Below are 9,734 nucleotides of genomic sequence, written 5' to 3' on the forward strand. Positions count from 1 at the left end.
CTCAGCCCAGCCGGTCCGCCAGGACCCGGATCACCTCGGCGCGGCTCCGCGCCCCGAGCAGGGCGTCCCGGAACTCGGTCCTCGTCAGCGCCCGGGAGAGGGTGGCGAGGATCCTCAGGTGCTCGTCCCCGGCCTGCTCCTGCGGCACCGCGATGAGGAAGACCAGGTGGACGGGTGCGCCGTCCATGGACTCCCACTCCACCCCCTCGGTGCTGCGGGCGAACGCGATCAGGGGCGCGGCCACCTCGGCCGCCTTGGCGTGCGGGATCGCGATGCCCTGCCCCACCCCGGTGGTGCCCTGCTCCTCCCGGGCCAGGGCCGCGGCGACGACGGCGTCCACGTCCCGCACCTGCCCCGTGGCGGCGCCGAGCTCCACGAGCCGGCGGACGACGTCGTCGCGGCCCGCGCCGCCGACGTCGAGCAGCACGGTGTCCTCGCTCAGGTGGTCGAGGACGGAGCCGGTGGGCCGTCGCCCGGAACGGGCTGCGGCCGGCTCCTCCGGCGAGGCGCCGGGTGAGGCCGCCGCCGGGGCGCCGGACGGCCCGGGGGCCGCTGCGGGCCCCGGCGCCGCCGCGGTGGACCCGCCCTCCGGACCGACCGCCACGGGCTCGCGCTCCCCGGCACCGACCGGGGCGTCCTCCGCCCCGGCGCTCGCGCCGTCCGCCGCCGCGGCGTCGTCGTCGTGCCCGTTCCGGCGGGCGCTGAGGCCGAGCAGGAACAGCGCCGTCAGGACTGTCACGAGCAGGCCGGCGGCGATCGCCACGAAGAACCCGGCCACGTTCTCCACGGCGCCCAGGACGGCGACGATCGGGCCGCCGTGCATGACGTTGTCCTCGACGGCCAGCAGGGCCGCCGCGGCCCCGGCGACCGTGCCGCCGGCCATGTTCGCCGGGATGACCTGCAGCGGGCGGGCGGCGGCGAAGGGGATGGCCCCCTCGGTGATGCCGAAGAAGCCCATGAACAGGGCCGCGATCCCGGACTCGCGCTCCTGGGCGGTGAAGTAGCGGCGGCGCAGCAGCGTGGCCACCCCCATGCCCAGGGGCGGGACGGCGATGGCCGCGGCGACCATGCCCATCGGGGCGGCGTTGCCGGCCGCGATGAGCCCGCCGCCGAACAGGAACGCGGTCTTGTTGACGGGCCCGCCCATGTCGAACGCGATCATCGCGCCGAGGACGGCGCCGAGCAGGATGACGCTGCCGCCCTCGAGCCCGGCGAGGAACGCGGTCAGCGCGGCGAAGGCCCCCGCGATCGGGGCGCCCAGGACGTGGACGAACAGCAGGGCCACCACCAGCGTGGTCAGCACCGGGATGACGATGATCGGCCAGATCGGGGCGATGTAGCGGTGCACGGGGATCTTCTTGATCGCCAGGGCCACGTAGCCGGCCAGGAAGCCCGTCACGATCGCGCCGATGAACCCGGCGCCGGACTCGGAGCCGTAGAGCGCTCCCGTGTTGGCGATGAACCCGCCGATCATGCCGGGGGCGAGGCCGGGGCGGTCCGCGATCGCGTAGGCGATGTAGCCGGACAGGACCGGCACCATCAGCGTGAACGCGAGCACGCCGACCTGGCTGATCACGTACCAGAAGCTGTCCTCGGGGATGACGAGCCCCTCGGGGGTCGGGGTGCCGCCCAGGGACAGCGAGACGGCCAGGAGCAGACCGCCGGCCACCACGAACGGGATCATGTGCGAGACGCCGTTCATGAGCGCCTTGTAGACGGTCGTACCGACCCCGGGGCGGGTGTCCTCCCGGCTCTCCTGGCGCGGGGCCCCGGCGCTGGGCGCCGCGGCGAGCGCCTCGCGGATGAGCTCCCCGGGCCGGCGGATCCCGTCCGCCACGGGAGCGGTGACCACCCGCTTGCCGGCGAAGCGGGAGAGGTCCACCTGCTTGTCGGCGGCGACGACCACGGCGTCCGCCTGCTCGATGTCCTCGGCGGTGAGCGCGTTCTCGACGCCGATCGAGCCGTGGGTCTCCACCTTGATCTCGTGGCCGAGCCGCTGCGCGGCCTGCTCCAGGTTCTCGGCGGCCATGAAGGTGTGCGCGATGCCGGTGGGGCACGCGGTGATGGCGAGGATCCGCTGCGGGTCGCTCATGACTGCTCCGATCGACGTGGTGGGCGGCGCCCGGGCCGCGGGGCGGCACCGGTGCGCGGCAGGCTCCGCAGGAGCGGGAGATCGATGCTCTCCAGGCTATCCACGAGGAGGCGCCGGGGGGCGTGTTCCACGGGTATGACGCCGCGGACCGCGACGACCCACGCCCCGGCGGCGGTCCCCGCGGCGGCCCCGGTGGGCGAGTCCTCGACGACGACGCAGTCCGCGGCCGCCACGCCCAGCAGCTCGCACGCCGCCAGGTACGGGGCCGGGTGCGGCTTGGACCGGTGCCCGTGGTCGCCGGCGACCACGGCGGAGAAGACCCCGGGGGGCAGGGTGCGCACGGCGGCGCGGAGCAGCGCGGCGGGCGAGGAGGAGACGATCGCCGACGGCACGCCGGCCGCCCCGAGCTCCTCGAGCAGCCGTTCGGCACCCGGCTGCCAGCGGACCGCTCCCCCGCCGAGGCGGGCGTGCATGGCGCGCTCGAGCCGGTCCGCGACCGTCTCGACCTCGTCCGCGGAGGGGTCCGGGCGACCGGCGCGGCGCAGCAGGATCCCGGCCGTGGCCGCCATGGTGGTCCCGACGAGCTCGTCCGCGAGCGCGGGGCTCCACGTGCCGCCGAGCGCCTCGAGCTCCTCGCGCTCCAGCTCCAGCCAGAGCGGCTCGGTGTCCATGAGCGTGCCGTCGAAGTCCCACAGGACGGCGGCGGGGAACCCGGGCGCGGTCACGGCGTCGCACCCTCCGCAGCCGTGCCGCCCCGGGGCGGCGCGGTGGAGGAGCGTTCGACGAGCGAGGTCTGCAGCTGGAGCGGGTGGGCCCGGCGCGAGCCGCCGGCCAGGAGGGTGACGGCGCGCTCGACGGCCATCTCGCCCATCGCGTGCAGGGGCTGGCGCACCGTGGTCAGCTTGGGCGAGGCCCAGCGGGCGATCAGCGTGTCGTCGAAGCCGACGACGCTGAGGTCCTCGGGCACCCGCAGCGACGCCTGCCGCGCCGCCTCGAAGGCGCCGAGCGCCGCCTCGTCGGAGGCCGCGAACAGCGCCGTGGGCGGGTGCTCGAGCTCGAGCAGCTCCTGGGCCCCGGCGAAGCCGGCCTCGTAGCTGAAGCCGTTGCCCGTCACGAGCTCCGGGTCGCGCGGGACCTCCGCGCTCTCGAGGGCGCTGCGGTATCCGGCCAGGCGCTCGCGGGCCGGGAGGGACTGCCCCGGGCCGCCGAGATGCCCGATCCGGCGGTGCCCCAGCTCCAGGAGGTGGGTGGTGGCCTCGTACCCGCCGGCCCAGTTGGTGGAGCCGATGCTGGGCACCGTGGACGGGAGGCTGTTCACGGGGTCGATGGCCACCAGCGGGACCTGCGCGTGGGCCGCGGCGGCCACCTGCTCCGCGGTCAGCGGCGTGGTGACCGCGATGACCGCGGTCTCGCCCCGGCGGCCGCAGCGGGCGAACCACTCGCCGGAGAACGGGGGGACGTCGCCCTGCTCGAGGCTCGGCAGCGTGCTCAGCAGCAGGTCGGCGTCGGCGCGGCCGCAGGCGTCCACCGCACCGGCCATGACCTGGAGGGAGTAGTTGCTCTCCAGGGTGTCGAAGACGAGCACGATGGCCGGCCGGGGCCGACGGGCGGCCGAGCCCGTGTAGCCCAGGGCGGCGACCGCGGCCCGCACCTTCTCCCGCGTGTCCTCCCCCACGTCCGGGCGGCCGTTGAGCACCTTGGAGACCGTGCCCTTGGAGACGCCGGCCTCCGCGGCGACCTGGCTCAACGTGGTTCGCTTCATGGCAACGGTCTCCTCGGACGCCGGGCGGATCCTCGGGGGGCGACGAAACGTTTCGCCGCACCCCGGAGCAGTGTCCCCGGTCACACCAGGGGGTTGACGGGTGTGAAACAGGCCACTTACTCTTCTCGCAGCGAAACGCTATACGAAAAGTTTCGTAAGCGCAACGTATCGCTCAACGATGAGGAGAACGCCATGTCCACCCACCGCAGCCTCCGCCCCGCGCCCGCCGGCGCGCACCGGGCCCCCTTCTCCCGCCGCTCCCTGTCCCGCATCGCACTGGTGGGCGCCGCGGCCCTGGCCCTCGCCGGGTGCGGCGGCGGCGGCGCCCAGGCCGGCGGGGACGGCGGGGCCACCGCCTGGACCCTCACCGGCGGCGCCGAGGAGACCTTCCGCACCTCCTTCGAGGCCTGGAACGAGAACCACCCCGACACCCCCGTCAGCGCCGAGTACTTCGCGAACGACGCCTTCAAGGAGAAGATCCGCACGAGCGTGGGCTCCGGCAACGCACCGACCCTGATCTACAACTGGGGCGGCGACAACCTGGAGAGCTACGTCGAGAACGGCAACGTGGTGGAGCTGACCGGTGAGGTGCCCGAGATGGAGGAGCGGGCCCTCGACTCCGTGCTGGAGACCGGCAAGGTGGACGGCACGCTCTACGCCGTCCCGAACAACAACACCCAGCCGGTGATCCTGTACTACAACACCAAGCTCTTCGAGGACGCCGGGGTGAAGGTCCCCACCACCTGGGACGAGATGCTGGACGCCGTGGAGGCCTTCAAGGCCGAGGGCGTCACGCCGATCTCCGTGGCCGGCTCCAGCCAGTGGCCGTACCTCATGTGGATCCAGTACCTCACCGACCGGATCGGCGGGCCCGAGGTGTTCCAGGCCGTCGTGGACGGCGAGGAGGGCGCGTGGTCGCACCCCGCGATCACCGAGTCCCTGGAGAAGATCCAGGAGCTCGTCGAGGCCGGCGGCTTCGGCGACACCTACGGGTCGGTGGTGGCCGACGCGGGCGCCGACGTGGCCCTCGTGCACACCGACCAGGCGGCCATGATGCTGCACGGCAGCTGGGTCTACTCCAGCTTCCTCACCGACGCCCCCGAGTGGACCGCCGAGGGGAACCTGGGCTACACCGAGTTCCCCGTGATCGAGGGCGGACAGGGCGACCCGCAGAACATCGTGGGCAACCCGGCGAACTTCTGGGCCGTCTCCGCGGACGCGAGCGAGGAGCAGCAGGCCACGGCCATCGAGTACCTGAACGAGATGAACCTCGACGACACCGCGGTCGACACGCTCTTCGACGCCGGGCTGATCCCCGCCGTGGACGGCGTGGAGGACCAGATCGCCGACACCGAGCACCCGGAGTACCTCGACTTCGCCTACTCGATGGTCCAGGACGCGCCCCACTTCCAGCTGTCCTGGGACCAGGCGCTGCCGGCCGACCAGGGGCAGGCCCTGCTGACCAACCTCAGCCAGGTCTTCGCCGGCGAGATGAGCCCGGAGGAGTTCCAGACCGCGATGAACGGCACGCTGTGATGCTGAAGCGCACGCCGTCGAGGCGGACGCGCCGGGCGGGGGCCGGCCCCAGCAACTGGCTGCTGGCCCCCGCCCTGGTCTTCTTCGGCATCTTCTCGATCGGCCCGCTGCTCGGCGTCCTGGTCCTGTCCTTCATGCAGTGGGACGGGCTGGGCACGCCGCAGTGGGCGGGCGGGGACAACTGGGCCTCGGTGCTCGAGGACCCGGTGTCCCTGCAGGCCATGTGGCTGACCGTCAAGCTGACGCTGCTGAGCTACGCCGTGCAGTTCCCGCTGAGCCTCCTGCTCGGCGTGTTCATGGCCGGCCGCCAGCGGTACCGGGAGTTCCTCTCCGTGCTGTACTTCCTGCCGATGCTCTTCTCCGCCGCGGCGGTCGGCATCGCCTTCCGGGCCCTGCTCGACCCGAACTTCGGGCTCTCGAGGGCGTTCGACTCGACGCTGCTCAGCCAGGACTGGCTCGGCGATCCGAGCCTGGCCTTCTACGTGGTCGTGTTCGTCATCTCGTGGTCCTTCATCCCGTTCCACTCGCTGCTCTACCAGGCGGGGGTCCGGCAGATCCCGCAGAGCATGTACGAGGCCGCCACGATCGACGGCGCGGGAACGGTGCGCAAGTTCTTCTCGATCACGCTGCCGCAGCTGAAGTACACGATCGTGACGTCCTCCACGCTGATGCTGGTCGGCTCCCTGACCTACTTCGACCTCGTCTTCAGCCTCACCGGGGGCGGGCCCGGCACCGCGACCCGCATCCTGCCCCTGGACATGTACCTGACCGGATTCCGCAGCAACCAGATGGGCGAGGCCAGTGTCCTGGCGGTCATCCTCGTCGCCGTGGGGCTCACGCTCGCCCTCGGCCTGCAACGGCTCACCGGGGCCGACAAGATGGAGAGCCAGGCGGAAGGTGCATAGTCCCATGAGCACACGACTCGCGGACGCCCGTCCCGGGAGCACGCAGTCCCAGCGCACACAGTCCCGGAGCACACCCCCCGGGAGCGCGCCCCGCTCCCGCTCCCGCCGCCGGGGCGTGCCGAACATCCCGGCGGCCGTGGGCGGGTGGCTGTGGCTGGCCGCGATCATCATCCCGATCTACTACATGGCCATCACGAGCCTGAAGCCCCGCGAGGACTACTACTCCACGAACCCGCTGGTGCCCTCGTCCCCGACGTTCGCCCCGTACGCCACCGTCCTGGAGAACCAGTTCGCCCAGTACTTCGTGAACAGCGTGGTGGTGGTCGTGTGCACGGTCGCCGGGATCGTGTTCCTGTCCCTGCTCGCCTCGTACGTGATCGTGCGCAGCAGGACCGGACTGGCCGTGTTCTCCAACCAGCTGTTCCTGCTGGGCATCGCCATCCCGATCCAGGCGACGATCATCCCGATCTACCTGATCATCGTCCAGCTGGGCCTCTACGACACCCTCACCGCGCTGGTCCTGCCCGGCATCGCCTCGGGGATCCCGATCACGGTCCTGATCCTGACCAACTTCATGCGGGACATCCCGAACGAGCTCTACGAGTCCATGACCCTCGACGGGGCGGGCGACTGGCGGGTCTTCCTCCGGCTCGTCCTCCCGCTGAGCGTGCCGGCCATCACCACCGTGGGCGTCTACAACGCCCTGAACAGCTGGAACAACTTCCTGTTCCCGCTGATCCTCACCCAGAGCTCCGACAAGCGCACGCTGCCCCTGTCCCTGTGGACCTACCAGGGGGAGTTCCAGGCCGACGTCCCCGCCGTCCTGGCCGCCGTCGTCCTGTCGGCGCTGCCGATCCTCGTCCTCTACATCTTCGGGCGCCGGCACCTCGTGGCCGGGCTCACCGCCGGCTTCGGCAAGTGACGCGCCCACCGACCAGAAGGAGCACCCCCATGACAGCACCCGAGACCGCACCCGAGACCGCACCGTGGAACGACCCCGCCCGCCCCGTCGCCGAACGCGTCGACGCCCTGCTGCAGGAGCTGACCCTCGAGGAGAAGGCCGGCCAGCTCGGCAGCTACTGGCTGCGCCCCGACCCGGAGGAGGCCACGGGCGGCGCGGCCCCCATGGAGTCCGCCTTCGCCGACGACCGCTCGACCTTCGAGGCCGCGATCGCCCACGGGCTGGGCCACATCACCCGCGCCTTCGGCAGCGCGCCGATCTCCGCCGCGGACGGGGTGGAGCACCTGCGCACCCTGCAGCGCCAGGTCGTCGCGACCTCCCGGCTCGGGATCCCCGCCATCGCCCACGAGGAGTGCCTCACCGGGTTCACGACCCTCGGGGCCACCTGCTACCCGGCCGCGATCGCCTGGGGCGCCGCCTTCGACCCCGAGCTGGTCCGCACCATGGCCCGGCACATCGGGACCGACATGAAGGGCGTGGGCGTCCACCTCGGCCTGTCGCCCGTCCTCGACGTCGTCCGCGACTACCGCTGGGGCCGCGTCGAGGAGACCGTCGGCGAGGACCCCTACCTCGTGGGCGCCCTGACCACCGAGTACGTCCGCGGGCTCCAGGAGGCCGGCGTCGTCGCCACCCTGAAGCACTTCGCGGGCTACTCCGCCTCCCGCGCCGGGCGCAACCACGCCCCGGTCTCGATCGGACCGCGGGAGCTCCGGGACGTCGTGCTCGTGCCCTTCGAGATGGCCGTCAAGCTCGGCCGGGCCGGCGCGGTGATGAACTCCTACGCGGACGTCGACGGCGTCCCGCCCGTCGCCGACCCCGAGCTGCTCACCACGCTCCTCCGGGAGACGTGGGGCTTCGAGGGCACGGTCGTGTCCGACTACTGGGCCGTGAGCTTCCTCGAGTCCATGCACCACGTGGCCGCGGACGCCCGCGACGCCGGCGTCCAGTCGCTGGCCGCGGGGATGGACGTCGAGCTGCCCGAGACCGGCTGCTTCGCCGACCTCGCCGGTGCCGTGCGGGACGGCGAGCTCGACGAGTCCCTGCTCGACCGCGCCGTGCGGCGGGTGCTGACGCAGAAGGTCGAGCTCGGCCTGCTCGACGAGGGCTTCGACCCCGGCGCGGCCGGCGGAGCCGTGGACCTCGACTCCCCGGCGAACCGGCGGCTCGCGCGCCGGATGGCCGAGGAGTCCGTCGTCCTGCTCAAGAACGACGGCGTCCTGCCGCTCGCCCAGGACACCGCCCGGAAGGTCGCGGTCATCGGCCCCAGCGCCGGCCAGCCCCGCTCCTTCCTCGGCTGCTACAGCTTCACCAACCACGTCCTGTCCCGGTTCGGCGAGTCCGGCACCGGGATCGAGATCACCTCGATCGTCGACGCCCTCGCCGAGGAGTTCGCGGGCGGGCGGACCGCCTTCCGGCACGCCCGCGGCGTCGACTTCACCGACCCGGACACCAGCGGCATCGCCGAGGCCGTGGCCGCCGCCGAGGACGCCGACCTCGCGGTCGTGACCGTGGGCGACCTCGCGGGGCTGTTCGGCACGGGCACCTCCGGCGAGGGCTGCGACGTCGTCGACCTGTCCCTGCCCGGCCGGCAGGCGGACCTCGTCGAGGCGGTGCTCGCCACGGGCACCCCGGTGGTCCTCGTGCTCGTGACGGGCCGCCCCTACAGCCTCGGCGCGTTCGACGACCGCTGCGCGGCCGTCGTCCAGGCGTTCATGCCGGGCGAGGAGGGCGGGCACGCCGTCGCCGGGGTGCTCTCCGGACGGGTGAACCCCTCCGGGCGGCTGCCCGTGGGGATCCCCCGGCACGTGGGCGGCCAGCCCGGCACCTACCTGGCTCCCGCCCTGGGCGGGTACTCGGAGGGCGTCTCCAACCTCGACCCCCGGCCGCTGTACCCGTTCGGCCACGGCATCGGGTACTCGAGCTTCGCCTACGACGCGCTCGAGCTCTCCGCGGCCGAGATCGGCACCGACGGCACCGTGGACGTCGCGGTCACCGTGACCAACACCTCCGAGCGGGCCGGCCAGGAGGTCGTCCAGCTGTACCTGAGCGATCCCATCGCCCAGGTCGTCCGGCCGCTGAAGATGCTCGTCGGCTTCGCCAAGATCGCGCTCGAGGCGGGGCAGAGCGCCCGCGTGGTCTTCTCCGTGCACGCCGACCGCACCTCGTTCACGGGCCGGGCCATGCGCCGGATCGTGGAGCCGGGCGAGTTCGTGCTCCGGGCCGGGTCCTCCAGCGAGGACCTCCCCCTCGAGGGCCGGTTCACGGTCACCGGCGCGGTGCGGGACGTGGAGGACACCGACCGCGTCCTCACGACCCCCGTCGAGGTCCGGGCCGCCGACCACGCCCTCGCCACGGCCGCCGACGCCTCCTGAGCCCGGGGCGGGGGGGGGGGCCCCGCCCCCCGCCCCCCCCCCCCCCCCCCCCCCCCCCCCCCCCCCCCCCGCCCCCCCCCCCCCCGCGCCCCGCCCCCCCCGCCCC

At 73.3% G+C, this 9,734-nt stretch carries 7 protein-coding genes; 4 read left to right on the top strand and 3 right to left on the bottom strand.

The features are described 5' to 3' along the window. Nucleotide 1: 1 nt before the first annotated feature. Genes ACPYN7_RS04860 through ACPYN7_RS04870 form a run of 3 tightly spaced genes read right to left on the bottom strand, consistent with a single transcriptional unit; the run spans nucleotide 2 to nucleotide 3,854 of the window. On the bottom strand, nucleotides 2–2,092 hold the full coding sequence (locus ACPYN7_RS04860) for a fructose-specific PTS transporter subunit EIIC (protein ID WP_424346856.1): 2,091 nt from the start codon (nucleotides 2,090–2,092) through the stop codon (nucleotides 2–4). Then, the gene (locus ACPYN7_RS04865; RefSeq protein ID WP_424346857.1) at nucleotides 2,089–2,817 is read right to left on the bottom strand and encodes an HAD family hydrolase; all 729 of its coding nucleotides are present in this window, start codon (nucleotides 2,815–2,817) and stop codon (nucleotides 2,089–2,091) included. Before ACPYN7_RS04865 ends, ACPYN7_RS04860 begins: the two co-directional genes overlap by 4 nt. Further along, nucleotides 2,814–3,854: a LacI family DNA-binding transcriptional regulator gene (locus ACPYN7_RS04870; RefSeq protein WP_424346858.1), complete on the bottom strand. Its 1,041-nt coding sequence runs from the start codon at nucleotides 3,852–3,854 to the stop codon at nucleotides 2,814–2,816. Before ACPYN7_RS04870 ends, ACPYN7_RS04865 begins: the two co-directional genes overlap by 4 nt. A gap of 192 nt (nucleotides 3,855–4,046) precedes the next feature. Here ACPYN7_RS04870 and ACPYN7_RS04875 point away from each other — a divergent pair, with 192 nt between their 5' ends. The 4 genes from ACPYN7_RS04875 to ACPYN7_RS04890 are packed head-to-tail and all read left to right on the top strand — an operon-like array spanning nucleotide 4,047 to nucleotide 9,628. Next, nucleotides 4,047–5,390, top strand: a complete 1,344-nt coding sequence (locus tag ACPYN7_RS04875) for an extracellular solute-binding protein (protein ID WP_424346859.1) — start codon at nucleotides 4,047–4,049, stop codon at nucleotides 5,388–5,390. Then, nucleotides 5,390–6,295 (top strand): carbohydrate ABC transporter permease, encoded by a 906-nt coding sequence (locus tag ACPYN7_RS04880; protein WP_424346860.1) that lies wholly within the window; start codon nucleotides 5,390–5,392, stop codon nucleotides 6,293–6,295. Before ACPYN7_RS04875 ends, ACPYN7_RS04880 begins: the two co-directional genes overlap by 1 nt. A gap of 4 nt (nucleotides 6,296–6,299) precedes the next feature. Then, nucleotides 6,300–7,217 carry a carbohydrate ABC transporter permease gene (locus ACPYN7_RS04885; RefSeq protein ID WP_424346861.1) on the top strand — a complete coding sequence of 306 codons (918 nt, stop codon included), beginning with the start codon at nucleotides 6,300–6,302 and terminating at the stop codon, nucleotides 7,215–7,217. A gap of 29 nt (nucleotides 7,218–7,246) precedes the next feature. After that, nucleotides 7,247–9,628: a glycoside hydrolase family 3 N-terminal domain-containing protein gene (locus ACPYN7_RS04890; RefSeq protein WP_424346862.1), complete on the top strand. Its 2,382-nt coding sequence runs from the start codon at nucleotides 7,247–7,249 to the stop codon at nucleotides 9,626–9,628. The last annotated feature ends 106 nt before the right edge of the window (nucleotides 9,629–9,734 follow it).

It is taken from the genome of Kocuria sp. CH-021 (assembly GCF_049716185.1).
GTDB classification, from domain to species: Bacteria; Actinomycetota; Actinomycetes; order Actinomycetales; family Micrococcaceae; genus Kocuria; species Kocuria cellulosilytica.

What these genes read in the sequence shown, in the direction of transcription:
- ACPYN7_RS04875 (WP_424346859.1), top strand. Translation starts at nt 4,047, where the DNA reads ATGTCCACCCACCGCAGCCTCCGCCCCGCGCCCGCCGGCGCGCACCGG.
- ACPYN7_RS04880 (WP_424346860.1), top strand. Translation starts at nt 5,390, where the DNA reads ATGCTGAAGCGCACGCCGTCGAGGCGGACGCGCCGGGCGGGGGCCGGC.
- ACPYN7_RS04870 (WP_424346858.1), bottom strand. Translation starts at nt 3,854, where the DNA reads ATGAAGCGAACCACGTTGAGCCAGGTCGCCGCGGAGGCCGGCGTCTCC.
- ACPYN7_RS04885 (WP_424346861.1), top strand. Translation starts at nt 6,300, where the DNA reads ATGAGCACACGACTCGCGGACGCCCGTCCCGGGAGCACGCAGTCCCAG.
- ACPYN7_RS04860 (WP_424346856.1), bottom strand. Translation starts at nt 2,092, where the DNA reads ATGAGCGACCCGCAGCGGATCCTCGCCATCACCGCGTGCCCCACCGGC.
- ACPYN7_RS04890 (WP_424346862.1), top strand. Translation starts at nt 7,247, where the DNA reads ATGACAGCACCCGAGACCGCACCCGAGACCGCACCGTGGAACGACCCC.